The following is a 24,652-nucleotide window of genomic DNA, read 5'->3' on the forward strand; positions in this document are numbered from 1 at the left end:
TTTTTAAAATTGCGCCCGCGTCCGGCCACGCCGTGTTGCTTCCTGTTAATTGCTCACTGTTAATTGTTAATTGACTTCCGTCATGGCCAAGAAACCCGTCAAGCCCAAAGCCAAGCCCGACCCCGACAAGAAAGCCCGCGTCCACAAGGAGCTGGAGGGCTTTGAGATTGGGGTGAACCCGCTGGGCGAAATCACCTCCAACTACAGCATTGAGCAAATCAACCAGTTTCTGGGCCGCCACGTGCGCGACAAGAAGCTGGTGGACCGCGCCGGCCAGTTCGGCGAAAAGCCCGGCCCCGACGAAACCGAAGACGACGCCTTTCCCATCGCCGACGCCGAGCACGCCCCCGAGCCCGAAGAAACCGACGAGGATTTCATGAAGCGCACCAGCCGCGAAGCCAAGCGTAAGAAAGCCGTGGGCGACCCCGACAAGGAAGCCGCCGACACGCGCAGCGAACTGCCGGCGGAAGAGTAGTTTCCCATTGGTGCACGGCCCGGGCGCGGCTACAGCGTGTTGGTCGTGCCCGTGCGCAAACCTTTGTCGAAGGTTTCCACTTTCAGCAGTTGGCCGTCGAGGTAGGTTTCGGACCGAATGACCTTGCCCCGCTCATCGTGGGTTTCGACCTGCGTGAGCTTGCCCTTTTCGTAGGTTTCGGCGCGGCTGATGGTCCCGTCGGTGTAGGTTTGGATGGCCGTCGTTTGGCCGTCCTCGGCGTAGCTCGTCCACGGCCCAAACCAGTAAAAACGGGCGCCTTTGGCCCCGGTGACCCACTGCGCATTGCCCCGGCGCGCCACTTGGCCGTTGGGGTACCAGTACGTCACCTCGCAAAACCCCGCGCGGCCGTAGCGCTCCGAGCGGTCGAGGGCGCCGGTGGGCGCGTAGTACCTGAAGGTGCGCACGGGCCGGCCGTGCCGGTACTGGCCCGCGGTGAACGGCTGCTGGCCGGCCGAATCGTAGTGGGTGCGCCAGCGGCCCCGGGCCAAGCCGTTGCGGTCGTAGCGGTTGGGTTTCCAGAAGCCGCGCGGCCCGTAGTGGGGGGTGGCGCAGGCCCCCAGCAGCAGCGCGCAGCAAAGCAGCAACAGGAGTTGGAAAGGCCGCATGGCGAGGGAAAGCCGGGGTGACTATAAAAATAGTTGAAAAATCCTGCTTTAACGCCGCGGCGCAAAAATATTGTGGAAGCCCACCAAATCAACCAGTTGGGTAAGGCCTGCCCTGTTGTGACCGCCCGGCCCGGCGCCGGTTTCCGGTCCCGAACGCCGGCGCCCCCGAGGGAGGTGGGGCGCGGGCTTGTTGCATAATATCTGGCCCGCTCTATCTTTGGCTGCAACCAACCACCCCACTCCCACTTCCCGTGCGCCCATGACTTCCCACGACGTTGACTACCGCATTCTCGGCTCCGACATTCAAGTACTTGAGGTGGAGCTTGACCCCAACGAAACCGTAATTGCCGAAGCCGGGGCCATGGTCTACATGGAAGAAGGCATTGCGTTTGAAACCAAGATGGGCGACGGCTCCGAGCCCGACCAGGGCTTCATGGGCAAGCTGTTCTCGGCGGGCACCCGGCTGATTACGGGCGAGTCGTTGTTTCTCACGCATTTCACCCACCGCGGCGGCCACGGCAAAAGCCTGGTGGCCTTTTCGGCGCCCTATCCCGGCACCATCATCCCCGTCAACCTGGGCGAGATGCGCAACGGCCTCATCGTGCAGAAAGACGGCTTTCTGGCCGCGGCGCGGGGCACCAAAATCAGCCTGCACTTCAACCAGAAATTCGGGGCCGGCCTGTTCGGCGGCGAGGGCTTCATCCTGCAGAAGCTCACCGGCGACGGCAAGGCCTTCGTGCACGCGGGCGGCACCATCATCGAAAAAACCCTTCGGGGCGAAATGCTGCGGGTTGACACCGGCTGCGTGGTGGCGTTCGAGCCCAGCATTGACTTCAGCATTGCCCGCGCGGGGGGGCTCAAGTCGATGATATTCGGGGGCGAAGGCCTGCTGCTGGCCACGCTGCGCGGCACGGGCCGCGTGTGGCTGCAGTCCATGCCCGTCAAAAAACTCATCCAGGCCCTGGCTTCCGGCGGGGGCAACGCCCGCAAGGAAAGCGGCGGCCTGCTCAGCGGCGTGCTCGGCGGCGTGCTGGACGAGTAAGCCGCGCCTGGTCCCGAACGGCGGGCGGCGCGGCTACCGGCTCGCCCCGGTGCGCGGCAAGGCGTCTTGCCGGTCCACGAAGCCCGTGACGGCGAAGGCCAGGGCCACCACCAACAAGAAGCCCACCACGCTGGCCGCGCGAATCAGAAACTTGTAGTCCCGGGCCTCGTCGGTCTTGCGCCGGTCGGCTTCGCGGCGCTGGCCGCGGGATTTGTACGGGCGCTGATACGCCGACTTATTAGATGCGGAAGCAGTTACAGGGCTGGACATAGGGAGGGAATATTACCGCAATATTACACTTCCGTTCTTAATTACAAGCACAATTATTTGGCTAAAAAACGACTTTGCTCCGCGAGCGCCTGCTTTTTCTTTCCCAACGCGAAAAAAGCCGTTTACTGGCTGATTATTAGGCTCGCCCAAAGGCCGTTGCGGCCCGCAAGACGGCTTCCACGACTTCGCGCGAATTAAGCAGCCGCGGCACCTTGTGCTGGCCGCCCAGCTTGCCCTGGCCGGCCAGCCAGGCGTCGAACGTGCCGGCGGGCACGGCCCGCAGCCGGGGCGGGGCCAGGGCCAGGCCGCGGTGGCGCTTGGCGGCGTAGTCGGAGTTCAGCGCGCACAGCGTGGCGTCGAGCACGGCCCCGAACCGGGCCAGGTCGGGGCGGGCCGAGGCCGAAGCGAATTCCACCACCCACTCGTGGCCGCCGCGCGAAGTGGCGTTGTCCACCGCGAACCAGACCGGGGCGGCCGTGAAGTCGCGCACCGCCGCCCCGGTGGCCCGGCTGGCCGCCGCCACCGCCGCCTCGGCGTTCTCGACCACCACTTCCTCGCCAAACGCATTGAGAAAGTGCTTGGTGCGCCCCGTGATGCGCACCCGATACGGCGCCAGGGAAGTGAAGCGCACGGTGTCGCCCACCACGTAGCGCCACAGCCCGGCGTTGGTGCTGATGACCAGGGCGTAGGGGCGGTGCAGCTCCACTTCGGCCAGCGGCACGGGGCGCGGGTCGGCGGTGGCCCACTGGCCGGCGGGCAGGAACTCGTAATAAATGCCGTGGTCGAGCAGCAGCAGCAGGTCCTCGCTGTCGGGCTGGTCCTGCAGGGCGAAGTATCCTTCCGAAGCGCTGTAGATTTCGAGGTAGCGCATTTGTTCGTTTGGAATGAGCTGGCGGAACAGCTCGCGGTAGGGCCCAAACGCCACGGCGCCGTGCAGGAACAGCCGCAGCCGCGGCCACACCTGGGTGATGTCGGCCGCGCCGGCCAGGGCCACCACGCGGCGCAGCAGCACCACCATCCAGGTGGGCACGCCGGCCAGGGTGCGCACGTCCTGGGGGAGGACGTGGGCCGCGATGCGCGCAATTTTTTCCTCCCACTCGTCCAGCAACGCCAGCCGGAGCGGCGGGGTGCGCATCTGCTCGGCCCACCACGGCAGTTGCTGCATGATGACGGCCGACACGTCGCCGGTGCGCGAAGCCGACTCCGGGGGCCGGAACGGGTTGGCCGCGTGCGTGCCGCCGAGCGAGAGGGTTTTGCCGGCCAGCAGCCGCTCCCGAGGGTAGAACTGCGTGGCCAGGGCCAGCATGTCGCGGCCGGCGCGGTAGTGGCACGCGTGCAGGGCTTCGGCCGTGACGGGCACGTACTTGCTGCGCGCGTTGGTGGTGCCGCTGCTCTTGGCAAACCAGCGCGGGCGGCCCGGCCAGAGCACGTCGGGCTGGCCGCGCAGCACCTTTTCCAGCTCCGGGTACAGCTGCTCGTAGGTGCTCACGGGCACGCGCCGGGCAAATTCGGCCGGCGTGAGCTTCTCCCGAAACCCGTAGCGCCGGCCCCAGTCGGTGGCCTGCGCGCGGGCCAGCAACTGGCGCAGCAGCCGCGCCTGCACCTCGTGCGGCTGCTGGCGGATGCGGGCCAGCCGGGGCAGGCTGCCCCATTGCACGGCGGTGGCAAGTAGCTGGTCGAGCATTCGGTGAATTAAAAATTAAAAATGAAGAATTAAAAATTGCTGGCGCGCAGCGGTTTTAACGGAAAGCCAGCTATTCTGCCTGCCTTGGCTCATTTTTAATTTTTAATTCTTCATTTTTAATTGCTTTTCACACGGTGCGCTTCAGCTCAAAGTTCTTGCCCAGATACACGCGGCGTACGGTTTCGTCGCCGGCCAGCTCCTCGGCGGTGCCGGCCTTGAGCAGCTTGCCTTCGAAGAGCAGGTAGGCGCGGTCCACGATGTTGAGGGTGGCGTTCACGTCGTGGTCGGTGATGAGCACGCCGATGTTGCGGTGCTTGAGCTTGGAGACGATGCCCTGGATTTCTTCGGTGGCGATGGGGTCGACGCCGGCGAAGGGCTCGTCGAGCAGCACGAACTTGGGGTCGACGGCCAGGGCGCGGGCAATTTCGGTGCGCCGCCGCTCGCCGCCGCTCAGCACCTTGCCCAGGTTTTTGCGCACGTGGGTGAGGCTGAACTCGGCGAGCAGCTCCTCCACTTTGGCGTGGCGGGCGTCCTTCTTCATGGGGGTCATTTCGAGCACGGCCAGGATGTTTTCCTCCACGCTCAGGTCGCGGAACACGCTGGCTTCCTGGGCCAGGTAGCCCACGCCCAGCCGCGCCCGCTGGTAGATGGGCATGTTCGTGATTTCGGTGCTATCGAGGAAGATGCGGCCGCCGTTGGGCTTCACCATGCCTACCATCATGTAGAAGCAGGTGGTTTTGCCGGCGCCGTTGGGCCCGAGCAGCCCGACAATTTCGCCCTGCGCCACCGTCACCGACATGTCGTTGACGACGGTGCGGGCTTTGTATTTTTTGACGAGGTGGTCGGCGCGCAGAATCATGGGGGCAAAGGTAGGGGCTTGCGGCACGGAAGCCGGGCCGCGAAAACAACGGCTGGGCGCGTCAAATATTCGGCTAGCCTAACAATTGACTTGAATTTTTCCTTACTTTTAGCCCCGCAACCTTACCCACCTAAACTCTCTTTTATGATGATGGCGAAAACATTACTTTTTGCGGCCGGGGCGGTCCTGCTGGGCACGTCGGGTGCCACGGCGGGCGGCTTTCAGGTGTACCTGCCCAGCCAGCAAAGCATTGGCATGGGAGGGGTGGGCGTGGGCCTGTCCATGGAGCAAGCCGCGCAGTTTTTGAACCCCGGCGCCATGGCCATGCTGCGCCAAAACGGCGTGCAGGTGGGCGTGAGCGCCACCTTTGCCCGGCTGGCCTTCCGCCCAATTTCGGGCGGCCCGCAGCGCGAGCTGGAAAACACCACCGTTACCCCGTTCAACGTGTACGCCAGCTTTGGGCCCAAGGACGGCAAGTTCCGCGCGGGGGTGGCCGTGTACACCCCCTACGGCTCGACGCTGAAGTACCAGCCCGGTTGGGAAGGCCGGTTTGCCCTCACCGAAATTACCCTGCGCGCCGTGTACGTGCAGCCCACCGTGAGCTACGCCATCACCGACCAACTGAGCGTGGGCGCCGGCCTGATGATTCTGGCCTCGGGCTCGGTGAACCTGCAGCGCGCCGTGGCCCTGCCTTCGGCCGAAGGCTCGATTGAACTCGACGGCAAAACCAAAACCGGCTTTGGCGTGAACGCGGGCATCTTCTTCAAGCCCTCGGACAAGCTCAGCGTGGGCATCAGCTACCGCTCCAAGATTGACGCGAAGGTGGAAGGTGGCGACGTGATTCTGGCCGACATTACGCCTGCCCTCCAGCCAAATTTTGCGGCTGACAGATTCGATGCCACCCTGCCGCTGCCGGCCACGGTCAACATCGGCATCGGCGTCACGCCCACCGAGAAACTCACCATTGGGCTCGACGCGAACCTGACCCAGTGGAGCGCCTACCGCTCCCTGCGCTTTGATTTCACCAAGGACGGTCAACCGGCCCAAGTCGGTCGCGGCACGTTCTCCGAATCGAAACGCTCGTACCAGGACGCGCTGACCTTCCGCCTCGGCGGGCAGTACAAAGCCACCGACGAGCTGGCCCTGCGCCTGGGCGCCGCCTACGACTTTTCGCCGGTGAAGACCGGCTACGTCACGCCCGAAACGCCCGACAACGACCGGGTCATTGCCACCGCCGGGGTGGGCTACGACATCACCGAGAACTTCGGCGTGGACGCCTCCTTCATGTTCCAGGCCATCCTGAAGCGCACGCAGACCGAGGCGCAGCTGCTCGACAACGGCACCACCGACCGCGTGGCCGGCACCTACCGCACCAACATCAGCATTCCGGGCATCGGGCTGCGCTACAATTTCTAATTCCCACCCCGCTAGTACTTCGTTTGTATGAACCTATTTTTCAAACGTTCCGCGCCGTTTCTGGCGCTCCTGGGCCTCGCGCTTGGCGGCTGCCAGCCCGAAATTGAAACGCCGGCGGCGTCGGCCGGTGCGGCCGATTTTTCCAGCTACGTAGCCGTGGGTAATTCGCTGACGGCTGGCTTTTCCGACGGTGGTCTTTACAATGAGGTACTGGCCACGTCGTATCCCGCCATCCTGGCGCAACAGTTTGCCGCAACCGGCAAGGGCCCGACTGCCTTTGTGCAGCCCAGCTTCTCCGACGCCCGTAGGGACGGTTCAGGCTATGCTCAGCTGCTGCTGATAAATAACGTCCTCACGCCCGTTCAGCCAACGCCGGGGCCTCCACCCGCCGGCAATAACTTCTTGGGTGAACAGGTGGCTTATACTGGCACGAACCCTACGTTCCCCAGCGAACTGGAACCCTATACCGGCTCCCAGCCCGACAACTTGGGCGTGCCTGGTATTTCGGTGCTAAGCGCCGATAGGACGGCGGCTTTGACTGGTTCGGCCACCGCCGATGCCCAAATTCGGGGGGCGGCAGGAGCTTATGGCGTGCTGAATAATTATTACCAGCGCATACTGCCCGCCGCCGACCGCGGCACGAAAGATTACGTGACTTACATCGGGCAGAAAACCCCCACGTTCTTCACCTGCTGGATGGGCAGTAACGACGTGCTGACCTACGCTACCAACGGCGCAGTAGCCGTGGCCACAAACCCATTCAGCGGTCTGACAGACACGACCAGCTTCGGACGGGGCTACCGCAACATCGTCGGCACGCTGTCCAAGAACGGCACGGTACCGGGCGCGGTGGCCAACATTCCGAACGTTACTTCCATTCCGTACTTCAACACCGTGACGGTGGCGGCAGTTATTGCCGGCATTAAGGCTAATCCAGGAATTCCCAACGCAGCTGCGGCGAGCCTCTACATCACCACCGGTACCGGCACCGTGCGTGAGGCCACTTCGGCCGACCTGCTAACGCTACCCGCCCGCTCCGTCATTGGAACGCTCAGCAGCACCTCAATGCTGCCTACAGGTGTGGGCTATTCAGCTACGCAAGCCAACCCGTTGCCGAGCGAGTACGTGCTTGACGCTGCTGAGGTAACGGCCGTGGTGGCCCGCACCAACCAACTCAACGCCATTATCGCCAAAACGGCGCGCCAGAACAAGGTGGCGCTAGTAGACATCTTCACATTCTTTACTGGTATTGCTCAACAAGGGGCGGTAACTAACGGCGTAACGAACTCCGCGACTTTTGTTTCCGGTAACCTGTTCGGCCTCGACGGGGTGCATCCCACCCCGCGCGGCTACGCCGTGGTGGCCAACGAATTCATTCGGGTCATCAACAGCTACTACGGCGCCAGCATTCCGGGCGTGGACCCTACGACCTATCGCGGGGTGCGGTTTCCGCAATAGAAAGCTCATCGTTTCACAGCCCATAAAAAAGACGCCTTCCCGGCTGGGAAGGCGTCTTTTTTTGTCGAACGCAATTATATTGGTATTAGTCGACCAAATCATGCGGACTGTGTAACCGCCAATGAGGTGGCAATATGCGCCGCAATCAACTGCGCGTGGTGCCGACCATTCTCGATAAACCAGCGGCTGGTGGCCCGGCCGCCGCACACGGTGCCGGCCACGAACAGGCCGGGGCGGGTGGTTTCGTGGGTGGCGGGGTCGAAGAGCGGGGCGCGGGCGGCGTCGGCCGGGTCGGGCTCGACGCCGAGGCGGCCGAGCAGGGCCTCGTCGGGGTGGTAGCCGGTGAGGGCGTACACGAAATCGGTGGGGATGGTGAGCGGCCCGTCGGGCGTGCGCACGTCCACGGCGCCGGGCCGGATGGCGGTGATGGTGGTGTTGAAGTGGGCCGTGATGCGGCCTTCGGCAATGCGGTTGACGAGGTCGGGCCGAATCCAGTACTTCACGGAGTCGCTCACGGCGGGGCCGCGGACGAGGAGCGTGACCTTGGCGCCGGCGCGGGTGAGTTGCAGGGCGGCCTTGGCCGAGGAGTTTTTGGCCCCGATGACCACCACGTTTTGGGTGGCGTGCTGGTAGGGCTCCTTGTAGTAGTGGCTCACGGTGGGCAGGTCCTCGCCGGGCACGTCGAGCGGGTTGGGCAGGTCGTAGAATCCGGTGGCCACCACCACGTTGCGGGTGCGGATTTCGTCTTTGTCGGTGGTTACCGTAAAGTCGCCCTGCTCGCCGTTGAGGGCCAGCACCTTTTCGTAGAGGCGCAGGGTCAGCTTCTCGGAGCTGGCCACGCGCTGGTAGTAGTCGAGGGCATCCTCGCGCAGGGGCTTGTAGTGGCTCACGGGAAACGGGTAGCCGCCGATTTCGAGCAGCTCGGGCGTGGAGAAGAACTCCATGTTGGTGGGGTAGCCGACCAGGGAATTGACCAGCGCGCCTTTTTCCACCACGGCGGCGCGCAGGCCGCGGCGCTGGGCTTCGAGGGCGCAGGCGAGGCCCACGGGGCCGGCGCCGATGATGAGAACGTCGAGCATAAATGGGGTATAGGGACGGGGCTGGCCCCCGCCCGTCGTGGAACGGTAATCGTTTCGGCGACGCCGGCCACGGGCAGGGACGAGCCCGGCCCCTACCTTTGCGCCATGCGTACCTGCGACCTGTGCGGCAGCACCGACTTTAAGAGGCTGCCCTTCTACTACGAGTTTGAAGGCCAAAAGCTGCAAGGCACCCGGTGCCGCCGCTGCGAGCTCATGTTTCTGGACCCGCAGCCCACCCCGGCCCAACTGGAGCGGCTCTACGGCAAGGACTACTTCACCGAGCGGCCCAACTACGACCGGACCCAGCAGGAAGTCGTCTTCATCGAAGACGGGCAGAAGCAGGACGCTTTAAACCAGGTTCGGCCCGACAAGTTCACCGCCTACATGCTGGCCAAGTACCCCGGCCGGAAGTTCCGCTACCTGGAAGTGGGCTGCGGCCCCGGCTACACCCTCAAGAGCCTTGAAAACCTGGGCTGGGAAGCCCACGGCCTGGAAATATCCGAGCACGCCGCCGACTTTGCCCGCCGCGAGCTGCAACTGCCCGTGGTGACGGGCAACATCGAAACCACCGAAGACTTCCGCGCGAACCAATTCGACCTGGCCTACCTGGGCGACGTGCTGGAGCACCTGCTTTCGCCCGCCGCCACGCTGGCCAAGTTCCACCGCATCTTGGAGCCGGGCGGGCTGCTGGTGCTGGCCCTGCCCTCGGTGCTGAACCTGCCCACCGTGCGGCTGGGCTTCGCGGCCTACGGCGCGCTGGGCAAGGAGCGCCGCATGGACCTGCCGCCCTACCACTTGTTCGAGTTCACGCCCGCCACCATCACCAAGCTGCTGCGTAAGCAGGGCTTTGAGGTGGTGGAGCTGCTCAACCCCGTGAAGCCGCCCAAGAACATTCGCCTGGGTGGCAGCGTGGTGGAGCGGGTGAGCAAGCTGGCCGGCCAGTACCCCACGTATTATCTGAACAAGCTCACCGGCCGGTTCGGCGACCGGATGTTCGTGGTGGCGCGCAACGTGAAGGCGGAGTAGGCTCAACTTAAAGCTGTTTAGGCGTTCCCTCCCCATGGGAGAGAAGCCGTGCCCCGCAGGGGCATCGTGGAACCGGCCACAAAAAAAGGAGCGGCAAGCCGCTCCTTTTTTACTGCTGAAAATGTGGGAAACTTCTACAGCTTGATGGTTTTCTTGGAAACCACCTGGCCGTTTATCGTCACGGCGGCCACGTAGTAGCCGGTTTTGAGGCGGGCGCCGTCCACGGCCACGGAGTGGGTGCCGATGCCGTACTTCTTGTCCGTCACCACGGTCTGCACTTTCTGGCCGATTTGGTTGAACAGCTCCACCGTGACGGCGCTGGCCGTGGGCAGCGTGAAGGACACTTTGAACTGGTCCTCAAACGGCACGGGGGCCAGCTGCAGGTCGGCGCTGACTTTCGGCGTCGCATTGCGCCGGCCCAGGGCGGTTTCGAACAAGGTCAGGTTCATAAAGTTGGCCATGATGGGCGTCAGGGCCGTGTTGTCGAGCAGGCCCTGGCCGCTGATGCGGCCGGCGTGCGAGCCGTTGGTGTTATCATCAGCGCCCACCCACACGTCCTGGGGGGTGTGGTTGCCGGGCGTGGTGCCCTGGTTGCCGGCCGTGCCGTTGGCGGCCCGGGTGCCGTTGCCGTTGGTGAGGGGGTTCGAGCCGTAGGCCACCACAATGCGCTTAGCCGTGGCCGAAGCGGGCTGGGGGTAGTCTTTGCCCTGGAAGCTCGTCATCACGTAGTCCGGGAACCAGCCGCCCGCGCCGCCGTCGCCGCGCACCAGGTTGGTGGGGGTAGCAAAGCCGACTTCGGCCGACACCGACTTGCCGATTTGGCCGGAGTAGGTGCGGATTTTGGTGCCGTTCTGCTGGGCGTCGGCTTCATCGTGCAAGCCGGTTACGGTGAAGCCGCCGCACTCGTGGTCCGAAGAGGTGAAAATCAGCGTGCGGCCGCTGGCGGGGGTGGCCAGCAGGGCGCGGCCCTCGGCCACGGCGTAGTCGTAGGCCAGCACTTCCTTAATCATGTAGTCGGAAGCGTAAATCCCGGTCGTGCGGGTGGTGGCGGGCGTGGCGGCGTAGTTGGCTTCGCCGCCGCCGTTGTACACCGGCCGGTCGACGTCCACGGTGTACTGGTTGGCGGTAGCCGTGCTGCCGGTCACCACCGTGATGCCGCCGGTGTTAGCGTGCTCCAGGTGGTCAATCCGGCCCGATTCCACCATCAGGAAGAAGCCTTTGCCGGCGCTCTTGGCCTGCAGCACCCGGATGGCGGCGCTGGTCATCTCGGCCAGCGAGGGCTCCCAGGGAGTGGTGGTTTGGCGGTCCTGCTCGAAGTTGACGTGCGAGGCGTTGAACAGGCCCAGCAGCTTCTTGCCGCCGGGGCCGTACTGCGTCAGGTCCAGGTTGTTGAGGGCGTCGCGGCTGTTCACGAAGCCGTAGTTGCGCTGGGTCACGGCGTAGCTCACCAGGTCCACGTCGTCGGCGCGGCGGCCGCGGGGGAGGGTAGCCGGGGTGCCGGCGGCGGTGAGGACGGGCGCGCCGGTGCGGTCCACGATGGCCTCGTAGATGCTGGGCACGTTGCGGGGCAGGAAGTGGCGCGAGCCGCCGCCGAGAATGACGTCCAGCTCGACGCCCACTTTGGGCGCGGGCAGCACCCAGTCGCGGGTGGCGGTGTAGCGGAAGGCGGTTGTGGGGCTGGAGTTATAGATGGCCTCGTACTGGGCCTGGGTCGAGGCAATGTACTGGGCCGCGATGTAGTCTTCCAGGTCGCGGTACCAGATGTGGCTGGCGAAAGCGGCCGGCGTGGCGTGGGTGATGCGGGCCGTGGACACCAGGCCCACCGCGTAGCCCTGCTTCTTGGCGGCTTCCAGAATCGTTTCGATGGAAGTGCCGGTGGCCGGGTTCAGGGAAATGACTTCGTTGTCCTGCTTGCCGGCCTTGCCACAGGCGTACACCGAGGCGCCGGGCGCCGAGTCGGTAATCCACGAGTTGAGCGAGTGCGTCGTCACGGTGGCGTTGTGCTTGAGCTTGTCGAGCGCCAGCACCTGGAAGTTCGCGTCGGTGTTGAAGCGCTTGCCGTCGCGGCCCTGCCCCATGGCCATGCGGGCCGCGGTTTTGGGGGCCAGGCCGAAGCCGTCACCGATGTACATGATGACGTTGCTGTTGGTGGCGGCGGCCTGCGCGCTCACCTCTTGCCGGGCAGCAGTGGCAAGCAACAGGCCCCCGGCGAGTAAAAATTTAGCTTTCATGGGACTCGGAAAGAGTGAATGAAGTAAGGATTGGCTTGGCACAAAATTGAGCTTATCCCGTGAGACCCATGTTACTTCTCTGTCAACCCTGCGTTACGAATCGGCACGGCCCTCCCCCGGTTTTTAATGGTAATATAACCAGGTTGACATAACCAATCGCTCGCGCGCAAATGCCGCTACGGAAGGACCGCGGGCGATGAATCCAGGGTGGTGATTGACCCAGGCGGCAGGCCCCGTCCAGATGCAACTGCTGCTTCGCCGACGGGCCCGCGCAAGCCATGCGGGGCAACGGGGGGCGAAAGCGCCCGTCCGGCGTTGTCCCGGCACGCTTCCTGGCCCGAACAAGTAATTCCGCGGCTTCAGAAACTGCGGGCCGCGGTTCACGGTTGGGCTTACCAGCGTCGTTGCCCGCGCTGGCAACTCGAACGCGCCCCCGCTCCTTCCCAACCGATATGCCCCTTCGCCCCGACCCTTTTTCGGTCGCCCACCTTGCCCTCGCCGCTCAGGCCGGCGCCGGCGCCCAGGTATTGCACGTGGTGCTGGGCGACCAGCTCAACCAGCAGCACTCCTGGTTCCGGGCCACGCAGTCCGGCGCGGTGTACCTGTTGGCCGAAGCCCGCTCCGAAACCGACTACGCGCGGCACCACATTCAAAAGGTGGTGGGCTTTTTCCTGGCCATGCGGGCCTTCGCGCACCAGTTGGCCGCGGCGGGCCACCGGGTGGTGTACGTGCCCCTCGACGACCCCGCCAACCAAGGCAGCCTGGCCGCCAACATCGAGCACGTGGCCGCGGCGCTGGGCGTGGCCGAAATCGTGTACCAGCAGCCCGACGAATACCGCGTGGACCAGGCAATGGTGGCGCTGGCCCAGCGCCAGGCCGCCCGGGGCGTGGCCGTGAGCTTCTGCGACAGCGAGCATTTCCTGTGCAGCCGCAACGCGGTGCGGGAGCAGTTTGCCGGCAAGCGGCAGTACCTGATGGAAACCTTCTACCGCGCCATGCGGGTGCGCCACGGCTTGCTCATGGACCCCGCCGACGGCACCGCCCCGCTCGGGGGCCGCTGGAACTACGACGCCGAGAACCGCAAGAAGCTGCCCCCGAGCGTCGCGCTGCCGCCCCTGCCGGCCTTCCGGCACGACGCCACCGCCCTGGTGCAGATGCTGACCCAGCAAGGGGTGCAAACCATGGGCCGGCTCGACCCGGCGGAGTTCAGTTTGCCCGTCACCCGGGAGGAATGCCTGCAACTGCTGGACCACTTCGTGCACCAGGCCTTGCCGGCCTTCGGCACCTACGAGGACGCCATGACCCGGCGCGACGGCACGCTGTTTCACTCGCGGCTGTCGTTTGCGCTGAACACCAAGCTGCTGAGCCCGCTCGAAGTGGTGCAGGCCGCCATTGCCCACGCCCTGGCGCACCCGGAGATAGTGTCCCTCTCGCAGATTGAGGGTTTCGTGCGCCAGATTGTGGGCTGGCGCGAGTACATGCGGGGCCTGTACTGGGCCGAGATGCCCAGCTTCGCTACCCGCAACTACTTCAACCACGTGGCTGAGCTGCCGGCTTGGTACTGGACCGGCGAGGTGAAAATGGCCTGCCTGCACCACGCCGTCAACCACTCGCTCGACCACGCCTACGCCCACCACATCCAGCGGCTGATGGTGACCGGCGCCTTCGGCCTCATGCTGGGCGTGCACCCCGACGCCATGGACGCCTGGTACCTGGGCGTGTACATCGACGCGCTGGAGTGGGTCGAAATCACCAACACCCGCGGCATGAGCCAGTTTGCCGACGGCGGCATCGTGGGCACCAAGCCCTACCTGGGCACGGCCAACTACATCCACAAGATGTCGGACTATTGCGACGGCTGCGCCTACGACCGCACCATTCGCTACGGCACCGGCGCCGACGGCCGCCCGGCCTGCCCCTTCAACAGCCTGTACTGGGACTTCTACCTGCGCCACGAGGGGCTGCTGCGCAAGAACCCCCGCATCGGCATGATGTACCCGCTGCTCGATAAGATGACGACCGAGGAGAAGGGCCGGATTCGCGAACAGGCAGCGGCGTACCAAGCCCGCGTCGAGGAGCTGTAGGACGGCGGGCAACGCCCGGCCGGACGGTGACCTCAACGCGCGAAAGCGTGGTAAGCCGCTTGGAGAAAGGCGCCGTCATGGCATCATCTTATCTGAGCGGCGTAACGAGCGTCTGCGAGGCGAGTGGTAACATTTACATAATCAGTTGATTCCGGGCCTGCTTTTACCTTTGCCGAACCAGCAAACATCCTTTCTGTGCCCATGACGCGTTTTCCCAGACTTTCCCTTCGGGCTTTCTTGTTCGGGCTGTGGCTGAGCTTGCTGCTGAGCACCGGCCCCGGGTTGTTGGCGAAACCCCGGCCCCGCTACGCAGTAGCGGGCAACGAGAAGCCCGTGGCCCTGCTGCAGGCCGGCAAGGCCACTTACCTGGTCACCGAGCGAAGTGTGTTTCGGCTCGAAGGCCCCCAGTTTGTGCGCAAATACCAAGGCAGTGGTATTATCCAGTGCGCCACCGTGGCCGACACCGTACTCTGGCTGGGCACCAAGCAGGGCGTGCTGCGGATGAACACCCGCGAATTTCGCCCGCGCCCGCTGGTCCTGCCGGTGCCCGAGCCCAACGTCACGGCGGTGTTTCAGGACCGGCAGGGCGCGCTGTGGGTGGGCGCCCTCGGCTACGGCGTGTTCCACTTGGTGAACGGCGAATTTGTGCACGAACTGAGAACCCCCACCATCAACGCCGGCGTAGCCACCGCCGACAGCTCCGTGTGGATAGGCACCAACATCGGCCTGAACCGCAAGCAAGGCCCGAACTGGACCCGCTACAACGAGGAAGGCGTGGCCAACCAGGAAATTCCCGACAACTACGTGGAAAAGCTATTACCCGACAACGTGGGCAACCTCTGGGTCATCATGTCCGACGGCATCTGCGTGTTTGAGGCCCGGGGCCAGCGCTCGGCGGCCGAAGCCGAGCTGCCCACCGTCAAGTTTCTGGGCCGGCCCGGCAATGAAGTGCACGGCGTGGCCTACGTGGCCGGCGAGGGCCGCGTGTTTGCCACGGCCATGGGCCTGCTCCTGCTGCCCAACGAGCCCGCCAACCGCCTCGACAGCTTCGCGCCCTCCGCCGACAAAGTGGAACAGAAACAGTTGCTGGTGCCCCTCCCCGCCCTGCCGGGCACGGCCGCCAAAACGCCCCCCGTCCTGATTCAGGTTGACCCGCAGCAGCGGCTGTGGCTGGTGAGCGCGGGCGAGGTGGCCGTGCTGACGGCCAAGGAGTTTCACAAGTTCGTGCACGCCAAAGGCGCGGGGAGCGGCGTGGCCGGTAACCTCACCCCCTGACCCCCTCTCCCGCGGAGAGGGGGTCAGGGGGTGAGGTGAACGCGGAGGGCGCCGACAACCGCTACAGCAGTTCCGTACTGCGCTTCACGAAGGCCGTCAGCGCTTCACCTTTCAACATGCCCTGGGCCAGCAGCGCCAGGTCGAAGGCCTGCTTGGCCAGCGTGTCGCCGCCGTCGGCCAGCACCTTTTGGGTGAGCGGGTGGTTGGCGTTCACGGTCACGTCGAACGAGTCGGGGAAGGCGCCGAACATCTGCATGCCGCCCCCGCCGCCGGTGCGCTGCATGTCCTTCATGCGGCGCATGAACTCGTTCTGGGTGATGACCACCGGCGCATCCTGGGGGCTGAGGGCGGCCACTTTCACGTGCATGGCCTCGTTGGCAATGGCGGTTTTGAACCGCTCGGCCAGCTTGGTCTGGTCCTCTTCGCTGAGCACGCTTTCGGTGGTGGTGTCTTTTTCGATGAGCTTGCTCACGGTGTCGGCGTCCACGCGCTTGAAGCTGGTCTTTTCCAGCTTCTGCTCCAGTTGGCCCACGAAGTGCGGGTCGAGCACCTGGTCGAAGTTCAGCACGTCGTAGCCGCGCTCCTGGGCGGCGGCCACGAAGCCGTGTTGGGCCTCGGCGTCGTTGGTGTAGAGCACCACGGTGGTGCCGTTCTTGTCCTGCTGGTTGGCCTGGATGTGCTCGGTGTACTCGGTGAGGGTGAACAGCTTGGCGTCCACGTTCTTGAGCAGCACGAAATCCTTGGCCTTCTCGTAAAACTTCTCGTCCGACAACATGCCGTATTTCACGAACATGCCGACGTCGGACCACTTGGCTTCGTAGCCGGCGCGGTCCTGCTTGAAAAGGCTGCCGAGCTTGTCGCCGACTTTCTTGGTGATGTAGGTGTTGATTTTGCGCACCGCGGCGTCGGCCTGCAGGAAGCTGCGGCTCACGTTGAGCGGAATGTCGGGCGAATCAATCACGCCGTGCAGCAGCATCAGAAACTCGGGCACCACGTCCTTCACTTCATCCGTGATGAAGACCTGGCGCGAGTAGAGCTGAATTTTGTTGCGCTGAAATTGCAGCTCGTCCTTCAGCTTGGGGAAGTACAGGATGCCGGTCAGGTTGAACGGGTAGTCCACGTTGAGGTGAATCCAGAACAGGGGCGCCTCGCTCATCGGGTACAGCTCCTGGTAGAACTTGGTGTAGTCCTCGTCGGTCAGCTCGTTCGGCTGCTTGGTCCAGATGGGCGTGGTGTCGTTGACGAGCTCGCCCTCGAACTCAATCGGGATGGGCAGGAACTTGCAATACTTGGTGAGGATGGTGCGCAGGCGGGCCGCCTCCAGAAACTCGTCGGAGTCGGCGGCCACGTGCAGCACCACGTCGGTGCCGCGCTCGGCCTTGGCGTGCTCGCCGGTGGGCTCGTCCAGGGTGTACTCGGTGCTGCCGTCGCAGGTCCAGTGGGCCGTCAGGGCGCCGTCCTGGTAGCTCTGCGACCAGATTTCCACGTTCTCGGCTACCATGAAAGCCGAATAGAAGCCCAGGCCGAACTGCCCGATAATCTGGTCTTTGGTGGCCGCGTCCTTCTCCTTATACTGCTCCACAAACTCGGTGGCGCCGCTGAAGGCAATCTGGTTGATGTACTTCTTGATTTCTTCGGCCGTCATGCCCAGGCCGTGGTCCGAAATCGTGATTTTGCGGGCCTCCTTGTCCACGGTCACGCGCACCTTCAGCTCGCCCAGCTCGCCCTTGAACTCGCCCAGCTGGGCCAAACTTTTGAGCTTCTGGGTGGCGTCGACGGCGTTGCTGACCAGTTCCCGCAGGAAAATCTCGTGGTCGGAATACAAGAACTTCTTGATAATCGGGAAGATGTTCTCGGTGTGGATGGAGATGGAGCCGGTTTCTTGCATGGCAATGGGGAATAAGACGGATGAAGGCGGACGGAATGGCCGGGCGCAAAAAGCCCGGCTGCTCACCGGGCGGCCGTCAAAGCACGTTCCAAGGAAAGCCGCGCTGTCAGATTGACAGCGGCGGACCGGCGCGCGGGCCCCGCGCGGCGCGGCTAGGGCAAGGGCCGGTGGAGGGGCCCGGCGGGGCGGCCCGGGCCGGACAGCGGACCGGGGCCGTGCACCAGGTCCCACTCCGCCACAAAGGCCGGCAGGCGGGCCGAGTAGTCGCTGAGCCAGTGCAGGCCGGGCAGCGCCGTGGAAAAAAACTGAATGTCGAACTTGATGAACGTCCGCGACATCGCAATCAGGCTGTCGATGGCCAACTGGTTGTGCACCCGGCGGCGGTGAATGGCCAGCACCACGCGCTTGAGCGGCAGTTGCACGAGCACGGGCATCCAATGCGCGCCCAGCCACACCTGGTCGTACACCGAGATGTCGGGAAAAGTATTCATTTCGAGCAGCACGTGCCGCACGCCCAGGCGGTGCGCCAGCGGCAGCAATTGTTCGGCGCTGGTCCGAAAGGTGCGCATGTCCTGGCCCGAAGCCCACTCCACGCGCAACAGGCTCAACGCCTCGTCGTACTGCAGCGAAAGGTCAGGTATTGTGGTAATTATCACGAAAAAATAACAAAAGCAACTCGCTCAGAATGGGAGCGCCGCCCGGGTTACGGGAAACCCGGCGGTGTAGATTCCGCCAACCCAAGAATTGTGCTAGAAAGTTTATTTGCCGGCTACTTTCGCCGTTTATTATCATCTTTGCCTTGTGCAAGCCCTGCGCTCCCATATCGCCCTGTTGTTGCTGCTCTGCCTCACGCGGACGCTGCTGCCCGAGGCGTGGATTCTGGCCCTGCACTCCCACGAGCACACCAGCGAGGAGCCGGCTCAGAAGCCGGCGTTCCGGCACAAAGGCAAGGCCCTGGTTAGCGCCCAGCACCAGCACTGCCAAGTGGAGCACCTCTACGATGTGCCGTTTCTGCTGAGCGCCCCCGTGGTAGTGCCGCAGCTGGTGCGCCCGTGCTTCGCTGCTTCGGTGGTGCCCACGGTGGCCCCCGCCCCCTGGCTTGCGCGGCGCCCGGCGCAGTTGCGCGGGCCCCCGGCTGCTTAGCGGCTCCCGGCTTACTGTTGATTTAAGCTACGCCCTGCCCCGACTGCGCCGCGGTCTGGGGGCGGGCCTGCGCTTACGCCGCCGTTGCGCGGCCTCCACTTTCCCTTCATGACGGTTGTTTTCTGCCAGCTGGGCCGCTGCGGTGCGGTTTGGTTGGCCGTGGCACTGGCCGGGCTACCGGCGCCCAGCCGGGCGCAAACCGCGCCGGGCCCGGCGGCCTGCACCCTGGCCCTGGCCGGCCGCGTGGCCGACCACGAGACGGGCACGGCGCTGCCGGGGGCCACGGCCCGCCTGCTCGAAACCGGCGAGGTGAGCGCCGCCGACCCCGCCGGCAACTACGGCTTCCGGGTCTGCGCCGGCACTTACCACCTCGAAGTCAGCTTCGTGGGCTACCGCTCCGAAACCGCCGAGGTGCGCGTGGCCGCGGCCGTGGTCCGCAACTTTCGGCTCCACCCCGACGCCGTGCAGCTACGGGGCGCCGTGGTGCGCGGGCAGGCCCCGGCGGGGCCGCCCGCCCAGGCCACGGCGGCGCTGGCCGGGCGCGCCCTCGGGGCCACCCGCGGCCAGAGCCTCGGCGAGGCCCTGCTGAAGGTGAGTGGCGTGTCGGCCATTCAAACCGGTCCCAACGTGTTCAAGCCCATGATTCACGGCCTGCACTCGAACCGGGTGACGTTGCTCAACAACGGCGTGCGGCAGGAAGGCCAGCAGTGGGGCCAGGACCACGGCCCGGAAATTGACCCCTTCGTGGCTTCGCAGCTGACGGTGGTGAAGGGCGCGGCGGGCGTGCGCTACGGCGCCGACGCCATCGGCGGAGTGGTGCTGGTGCAGCCCGCGGCGCTGCCCGACTCGGCCGGCACCACGGGAGAGGGGCACGTGGTGGGGGCGTCCAACAACGGCCTGGGAGCGGTATCGGCCACGGTGCAGGGCTCGCCGGGGCAGCGGCCGGCGCTGGCGTGGCGGGCCCAGGGCAGCGTGCGCCGCGCGGGCCCGGCACGCACCCCCGACTACCGCATCAGCAGCACGGGGCTGGCAGAATACAATTACTCGGGCGCCGTGGGCTGGCGAACGGAGCACTGGGGCGTGGAAGCCTTTATGAGCCAATACAACGCTCAGCTGGGGCTGTACCCGGTGCCCGAAAACTGGAACCTGGTGGCCCGCGACTCATTGCCAGCGCCGCTGCCGGCCTCCTTCTCCTACGCGGTGGGGCGGCCCTACCAGCAAATTCAGCACACGCTGGTCAAGCTCGGCGGCTTTTACCGGTTCACCGGCTGGGGCGGACGCCTGGGCCTGACCTTGGCCCGGCAGGCCGACCGCCGCGGCGAGTACGACAAGTTTCGGCCCCGCAACAACAACGTGGCCGCCAAGAACCTGCCCGAGCTGGACTACCGCAACCAGGCCACCACCGCCGACCTGCGCTGGGAGCCCCGCCCGCGCGGCAGCCTGGGCGGCGAGCTGGGCCTGAGCGGCACCTATCAGGACAACACGTACCGGCCGGGCAGCCGCTTTTTCATCCCGTACTACACCAACGTCGGGGGCGGGGCCTACGCCCTGGGGCGCTGGCGGCCCGGCCCGTGGCTGCTGGAGGCCGGCCTGCGCCTCGACCGCCGCCAGCTCGACACCCGCCGCCCCACCCGCGCGAGCGGCTCGTTTGCGGTGGTGCGCGAGGGCTTCGCGTTCACCACGCCAGCGGCTTCGGCGGGGGTGGTGCGCGAGCTGGGCCCCCACGTGACCCTGCGGGCCGACGCCAGCCTGCTCACCCGCGCGCCGGCCGCCAACGAGCGCGCCAGCCAGGGCGTGCACAACGGCATCTACGAGGAGGGCTACGACATTACCCGCCCGCCCGGCACCCCGGGGTTGGGGCCCGAAACGGCCCGCTCGGCCGCTCTGAGCCTAAGCTGGCACGACCACCCGCGCCTCGACGGCGAGCTGACCGTGTACCAGACCCGCATCGACAACTACATCTACCAGACGCCAGTGGCGCCGGTGCTCGACATCCGGGGTCTGTTTCCGTCCTACCGCTTCCAGCAAACCGACGCCCGCTTCCGGGGGCTCGACCTGCTGGTGGCCTACCGCGTGGCCCGCCCCCTCACGCTGGGCCTGAAAGCGGCCACGGTGGTGGAGGACGACCTGCGGCGGAAGGACTACCTCATCCTGGCCCCGGCCGACCGCGTGGAGGGCTGGCTGCGCTACGAAGCCGCGGCCGGGACCGCCCCGTTGTCCCGGCGTCTGCGGGGTTTTTATGCCCAGCTCGGCGCGCAGGGCGTGCGCCGCCAAACCCGCGTGCCGGCCGACAACGACCAGCGCGACTACCAGGACCCGCCACCCGGCTACTGGCTGCTGGGGGCCGAAGTGGGCGGCACGCTGCGGCTGGGCCCGCGCACCCCGCTGGAAGTCAGCCTGACTGGCACCAACCTGCTCGATGCGCGCTACCGCGACTACCTGAACCGCTACCGCTATTTCCTGGACGAAGTTGGCCGCAACCTGACGCTGCGCCTGCGCGTGCCGCTGGCCTTCGGCGGGCCCAAACCCTGATTTTTTCCTTTTCTCATTTTTCCTTTTCACTTTTTCCCCATCCCTAACCCATGTTCCGTTTCCATTCCCGCTTCCGCCTGGCCGCTGCGCTGCTGGCCGCCCCGCTCGTTTTTTCGGCCTGCAGCGACGACGACGACCCCACGCCCGACGAAGAGAACGAGCAAATCACGACCGTGACTTACCTGCTGACGCCCACCACCGGCGGTGGTGCGGCCGTGACCGCCACCTGGCGTGACACCGACGGCACCGGCGGCAACGCACCCGCCATCGGCAGCCTGGGCCTGCGGCCAAACACGACCTACACCGGCAGCATCGTCCTGCTCGACGAAACCAAAAGTCCGGTGGCCGATATCACGGAAGAGGTGGAGGAGGAAAGCGACGAGCACCTGCTCGTGTACGCCTCCACGCCCGCTAGCCTACTCAGCATCACGCGCACCGACCGCGACTCAAAGAACCTGGAGGTGGGCCTCGCCACCCAGCTCGTGACCAACGCGGCGGGCACGGGCTCGCTCAGAGTCACCCTGCGCCACCAGCCCGTGGGCAAAGACGGCACCGCCACCCCCGGCGACACCGACGTGGAAGTGACATTTCCCGTGACGGTGCAATAACTCACCGGACGGCTTTTTGAAAACGGCCGCCGCGCGGGCTGCGCGCGGCGGCCGTTTGCGGACGGGTCCCGGCACCGCCTGGTCAGCGCCGCCGCCTCGCGCGCACTTTTCCTTCAACTTTCTAACCGCCTTTCGTTATGCGCAAGCTTCCAAGGCCCCCCTGACCCGCTACGACGTGGTGGTGGGGGCCAGCAACGCCGGCCTGAGCGCGGCCCTGGTGCTAGGCCGCGCTCAAGCCGGCGTGCTGGTGCTGGACGGCGGCCCGGCTCGCAATGCGCCCGCGTTTCATTCGCTCTGCTCTTTGACCTACCACGACGCGACTTGGGTACCGATGACTTCATTTTTTCCTTCAGCCGTTTGAGCGGCTACACTATCTTTCACATGCCCAATCATTTTGTGCCGCTTGCCCTGTTGGGGCTGTTGAGTGGGTGCTTTCCGGCCGCGGCGCAAGACCTGCCGCCGGTGGCCGCACCGGTCCCTGCGGCTCCGCGCGGGCGGGCCGCGGCCCCGCCGCTCGCCGGCCGCGTCGTTGATGCGGCCACCGGCGAGGGGCTGCCCGGCGCCACGGTGCTGTTCGACGACCTGAAGCGCGGCGCGGCCACGGGGCCCGACGGCAGCTTCAGTTTCGGTAGCCTGCCCCGTGGGCGCTTCACGTTGCAGGTTCGCTCGCTGGGCTACAACACCGTGACGCAAACCGTGGACACCGGCAGCGGGCAGCCGCTGGAGGTGAAGCTGACCGCGGCGGCCACCGAAATCGGGCAGGTGGTGGTCACGGGCGTGTCGCAGGCCACGGAGCTGCGCCGCTCGCCGGTGCCCACGGCCGTGGTGGACCGCACCCGGCTCAACCAAACGTCGGCCACCAACCTGATTGACGCCATTGCCCACACGCCGGGCGTGGCCCAGATTACGACCGGCGCGGCCATCAGCAAGCCGGTGGTGCGCGGGCTGGGCTACAACCGCGTGGTGACGCTGAACAACGGCGCCCGGCAGGAAGGCCAGCAGTGGGGCGACGAGCACGGCATTGAGATTGACGAGTTCAGCGTGGACCGGGCCGAGATTATCAAGGGGCCGGGCTCGCTGCTCTACGGCTCCGATGCCATGGCCGGGGTCATCAACTTCGTGGCGCCCGACCCCGTGGCCGAGGGCCGCATCACCGGCCTGGCCACGGCCAGCTACCAGACCAACAACGCGCAGCAGGGCTATTCGCTACAAAATGCGGGCAACCTCAACGGCCTGAACTGGCTGGCCCGCGGCACCCGCAAAGTGGCCGGCAACTACCGCAACCGCTACGACGGCCGGGTGTACAACTCGGGCTTTAATGAGTGGGACGCCAACGGCTACGTGGGCGTGAACAAGGACTGGGGCTACTCCCACCTCACGTTCAGCTCGTTCAACCAGGAAATTGGGCTGACCGAAGGAGTCCGCGACGCCGCCGGGCGCTTCACGAAAGACGTGCCCGGCGGCGACTCCACCCGGGCCGTGCCCGTGCCCGGCGCCGAGCTGCGCGGCTACCGGCTGGCCGTGCCCCGCCAGCAAATCAACCACCTGCGCCTGGGCACCGACAACAGCTTCGTGCTGGGCCAGAACGGCGCCCGCCTCGCCCTGCAGGTGAGCTACCAGCAAAACCTGCGGCGCGAGTTCGGCAACGTGGCCGACCCCGCCGAAACCTCGCTCTACTTCCAGCTGCGCACCGTGGACTACGCGCTGCGGTACTATTTGCCCGAAAAAAACGGCTGGAACCTGGCCCTGGGCACCAGCGGCCTGCGCCAGCAAAACCGCAACCTGGGCGTCGAATTCCTGATTCCGGCCTACCGCCTGAGCGAAGGCGGCGCGTTTGCGGTGGCCAAAAAAACCCTGGGCGCGCTCGACCTCAGCGGCGGCTTGCGCTACGACCTGCGCCGCATCGCGGCCGATGCCCTGTGGCTGGGCGCCGACGAGCGGCCCACCGCCGCCAGCGCGCCCGGCGCCGAAACCAAGTTTCCGGGCTTCGCGAGCACCTTTCGCAACTACAGCGGCAGCCTGGGCGCGGCCTACAACCTGAGCGAGCGGTTGACCCTGAAGGCCAACCTGGCGCGCGGCTTCCGGGCGCCCAACATTGCCGAGCTGGGCTCGAACGGCATCCACGAGGGCACCATCCGCTACGAAATTGGCCAGGCGAACCTGGCGGCCGAAACCAGCCGGCAGGTCGACGCCGGCGTGAGCTACGTGACGGACCACGTGCGCTTCAGCGTGGACGCCTTCGCCAATAGCATCGACAACTACATTTTTACGCGCCGGCTGCTCACCCCCGGCGGGGCCGACTCTTTGAGTGCCGAGGGCGACGCCGTGTTCCGCTACGAGCAGGGCCGGGCCCGGCTGCTGGGCGGCGAGGTCAGCCTCGACTTCCACCCCCACCCGCTGGATTGGCTGCACTTCGAGAACTCCTTCTCGATGGTGCGGGCCGAGCAGCTGGGCCGCCCCGAGGCCGAGCGGTACCTACCGTTCATCCCCGCCGACCGGCTGCAGTCGGAGCTGCGGGCCAACTTCCGCCGCCCGGGCCGGCGCCTCGCCAACCCCTACGCCCGCCTGCAGCTGGAGCACACCTTCGCCCAAAACCGCTTCTTCTCCGCCTTCGACACCGAAACGGCCACCGCGGGCTACACCCTGATGAGCGCCGGCCTCGGCACCGACCTGGCCAACGCCCGGGGCAAAACCTTGTTTTCGCTGTTTTTAACCGCCAACAACCTGTTCGACGTGGGCTACCAAAGCCACCTGAGTCGCCTCAAATACGCGGACTTCAACACCGCCACCGGCCGGCGCGGGGTGTTCAACCAGGGCCGCAACGTGAGCGTGCGCCTGGTGGTGCCGCTGGCATTCCGGTAGGCGGCAGTACCTAATTGCGCAACTCGCAGGCGCCTGTTTTCCGTTGGGAAAGCGGGCGCCCGAGTTATTTTTTCAACCAAGGGGTGATAGTTGG

Annotated in this window: 20 protein-coding genes; 12 read left to right on the forward strand and 8 right to left on the reverse strand. The window is 65.6% G+C overall.

What is annotated here, in order from left to right; all coding sequences use genetic code 11:
- Window positions 1-82: 82 nt before the first annotated feature.
- On the forward strand, window positions 83-475 hold the full coding sequence (locus RMO51_RS06235; protein WP_310393007.1) for a hypothetical protein: 393 nt from the start codon (window positions 83-85) through the stop codon (window positions 473-475).
- A gap of 29 nt (window positions 476-504) precedes the next feature.
- On the opposite strand, the gene RMO51_RS06240 is transcribed toward RMO51_RS06235, so the two are convergent.
- Window positions 505-1,101 (reverse strand): hypothetical protein, encoded by a 597-nt coding sequence (locus RMO51_RS06240; RefSeq protein ID WP_310393009.1) that lies wholly within the window; start codon window positions 1,099-1,101, stop codon window positions 505-507.
- Between the two features lie 259 nt (window positions 1,102-1,360).
- Between RMO51_RS06240 and RMO51_RS06245 the strand changes: the two genes are divergently transcribed.
- Window positions 1,361-2,143, forward strand: a complete 783-nt coding sequence (locus RMO51_RS06245; RefSeq protein WP_310393010.1) for a TIGR00266 family protein — start codon at window positions 1,361-1,363, stop codon at window positions 2,141-2,143.
- A 33-nt stretch (window positions 2,144-2,176) separates the two neighbouring features.
- Here RMO51_RS06245 and RMO51_RS06250 read toward each other — a convergent pair whose 3' ends face one another.
- The 3 genes from RMO51_RS06250 to lptB form a co-directional block, all read right to left on the reverse strand.
- Entirely contained in the window at window positions 2,177-2,413 is a 237-nt protein-coding gene (locus RMO51_RS06250; protein ID WP_310393012.1) for a hypothetical protein, read from the reverse strand.
- A gap of 136 nt (window positions 2,414-2,549) precedes the next feature.
- The gene (locus RMO51_RS06255) at window positions 2,550-4,097 is read right to left on the reverse strand and encodes a GH3 auxin-responsive promoter family protein (protein ID WP_310393014.1); all 1,548 of its coding nucleotides are present in this window, start codon (window positions 4,095-4,097) and stop codon (window positions 2,550-2,552) included.
- A gap of 127 nt (window positions 4,098-4,224) precedes the next feature.
- The gene (lptB, locus tag RMO51_RS06260) at window positions 4,225-4,956 is read right to left on the reverse strand and encodes an LPS export ABC transporter ATP-binding protein (protein WP_310393015.1); all 732 of its coding nucleotides are present in this window, start codon (window positions 4,954-4,956) and stop codon (window positions 4,225-4,227) included.
- A gap of 144 nt (window positions 4,957-5,100) precedes the next feature.
- Here lptB and RMO51_RS06265 point away from each other — a divergent pair, with 144 nt between their 5' ends.
- Window positions 5,101-6,372, forward strand: a complete 1,272-nt coding sequence (locus RMO51_RS06265; protein WP_310393016.1) for an outer membrane protein transport protein — start codon at window positions 5,101-5,103, stop codon at window positions 6,370-6,372.
- A gap of 27 nt (window positions 6,373-6,399) precedes the next feature.
- On the forward strand, window positions 6,400-7,830 hold the full coding sequence (locus tag RMO51_RS06270) for an SGNH/GDSL hydrolase family protein (RefSeq protein ID WP_310393017.1): 1,431 nt from the start codon (window positions 6,400-6,402) through the stop codon (window positions 7,828-7,830).
- 98 nt (window positions 7,831-7,928) lie between these two features.
- Here the strand turns inward: RMO51_RS06270 and RMO51_RS06275 are convergent, their stop codons facing one another.
- On the reverse strand, window positions 7,929-8,909 hold the full coding sequence (locus RMO51_RS06275; protein ID WP_310393019.1) for a YpdA family putative bacillithiol disulfide reductase: 981 nt from the start codon (window positions 8,907-8,909) through the stop codon (window positions 7,929-7,931).
- Window positions 8,910-9,014: 105 nt separating this feature from the next.
- Between RMO51_RS06275 and RMO51_RS06280 the strand changes: the two genes are divergently transcribed.
- A complete protein-coding gene (locus RMO51_RS06280; RefSeq protein ID WP_310393021.1) occupies window positions 9,015-9,935 on the forward strand; it encodes a class I SAM-dependent methyltransferase in 921 nt (306 codons plus the stop codon).
- Window positions 9,936-10,069: 134 nt separating this feature from the next.
- Here the strand turns inward: RMO51_RS06280 and RMO51_RS06285 are convergent, their stop codons facing one another.
- On the reverse strand, window positions 10,070-12,166 hold the full coding sequence (locus RMO51_RS06285; RefSeq protein ID WP_310393022.1) for an alkaline phosphatase: 2,097 nt from the start codon (window positions 12,164-12,166) through the stop codon (window positions 10,070-10,072).
- 452 nt (window positions 12,167-12,618) lie between these two features.
- On the opposite strand from RMO51_RS06285, the gene RMO51_RS06290 reads away from it, so the two are divergent.
- On the forward strand, window positions 12,619-14,250 hold the full coding sequence (locus RMO51_RS06290) for a cryptochrome/photolyase family protein (RefSeq protein ID WP_310393024.1): 1,632 nt from the start codon (window positions 12,619-12,621) through the stop codon (window positions 14,248-14,250).
- Between the two features lie 201 nt (window positions 14,251-14,451).
- Window positions 14,452-15,525: a two-component regulator propeller domain-containing protein gene (locus tag RMO51_RS06295; RefSeq protein ID WP_310393026.1), complete on the forward strand. Its 1,074-nt coding sequence runs from the start codon at window positions 14,452-14,454 to the stop codon at window positions 15,523-15,525.
- 61 nt (window positions 15,526-15,586) lie between these two features.
- Here the strand turns inward: RMO51_RS06295 and htpG are convergent, their stop codons facing one another.
- Complete coding sequence (gene htpG / locus RMO51_RS06300) at window positions 15,587-17,413, reverse strand: molecular chaperone HtpG (protein ID WP_310393028.1); 1,827 nt, start codon at window positions 17,411-17,413, stop codon at window positions 15,587-15,589.
- A 152-nt stretch (window positions 17,414-17,565) separates the two neighbouring features.
- Window positions 17,566-18,069 (reverse strand): hypothetical protein, encoded by a 504-nt coding sequence (locus RMO51_RS06305; protein ID WP_310393030.1) that lies wholly within the window; start codon window positions 18,067-18,069, stop codon window positions 17,566-17,568.
- 145 nt (window positions 18,070-18,214) lie between these two features.
- Here RMO51_RS06305 and RMO51_RS06310 point away from each other — a divergent pair, with 145 nt between their 5' ends.
- The 5 genes from RMO51_RS06310 to RMO51_RS06330 all read left to right on the forward strand — a co-directional run bounded on the left by RMO51_RS06310 (window position 18,215) and on the right by RMO51_RS06330 (window position 24,558).
- The gene (locus RMO51_RS06310) at window positions 18,215-18,556 is read left to right on the forward strand and encodes a hypothetical protein (protein ID WP_310393032.1); all 342 of its coding nucleotides are present in this window, start codon (window positions 18,215-18,217) and stop codon (window positions 18,554-18,556) included.
- Window positions 18,557-18,664: 108 nt separating this feature from the next.
- A complete protein-coding gene (locus RMO51_RS06315; protein ID WP_310393034.1) occupies window positions 18,665-21,088 on the forward strand; it encodes a TonB-dependent receptor plug domain-containing protein in 2,424 nt (807 codons plus the stop codon).
- A gap of 50 nt (window positions 21,089-21,138) precedes the next feature.
- Window positions 21,139-21,696: a hypothetical protein gene (locus RMO51_RS06320; RefSeq protein WP_310393036.1), complete on the forward strand. Its 558-nt coding sequence runs from the start codon at window positions 21,139-21,141 to the stop codon at window positions 21,694-21,696.
- Window positions 21,697-21,712: 16 nt separating this feature from the next.
- Entirely contained in the window at window positions 21,713-22,057 is a 345-nt protein-coding gene (locus RMO51_RS06325; protein WP_310393037.1) for a hypothetical protein, read from the forward strand.
- 20 nt (window positions 22,058-22,077) lie between these two features.
- Complete coding sequence (locus RMO51_RS06330) at window positions 22,078-24,558, forward strand: TonB-dependent receptor (RefSeq protein WP_310393038.1); 2,481 nt, start codon at window positions 22,078-22,080, stop codon at window positions 24,556-24,558.
- Window positions 24,559-24,652 lie beyond the last annotated feature (94 nt).

It is taken from the genome of Hymenobacter sp., assembly GCF_031398885.1.
Taxonomy (GTDB): domain Bacteria; phylum Bacteroidota; class Bacteroidia; order Cytophagales; family Hymenobacteraceae; genus Hymenobacter.